General features: G+C 59.5%; 1 pseudogene. It reads right to left on the reverse strand.

Features of this window, described 5'->3' with window-relative positions:
• Positions 1 to 259 (reverse strand): annotated as a pseudogene (locus SB751_RS32395) (hybrid sensor histidine kinase/response regulator); the annotation flags it as partial.

Raw genomic sequence — 259 nt, forward strand, 5'->3', positions numbered from 1 at the left:
GGCCTCCACAGGCCATTCGCCTTCAATCATCCTCGGATAAATCTGCCGCGCGAATTGGTGCAGCGCCTTTGCGCCGATATTGCCGCTGACGCCAAGAAGAAGATGCAAGGCTTCGTGTGTCGATTTGAGATCGTGGGCCGCGGCGCTCGTGGCAAGCCGCGCCACCAGCAGGCGAATCTGTTCGATGCCGTTGACGAAGGTTTGATCCAGCAAATCGAGCGCCACCAGTTCGTCGAGGTGTTTCTCGTCGAGCAGCGCG

Source organism: Cupriavidus sp. SIMBA_020 (assembly GCF_046535395.1).
GTDB classification, from domain to species: Bacteria; Pseudomonadota; Gammaproteobacteria; order Burkholderiales; family Burkholderiaceae; genus Cupriavidus; species Cupriavidus campinensis.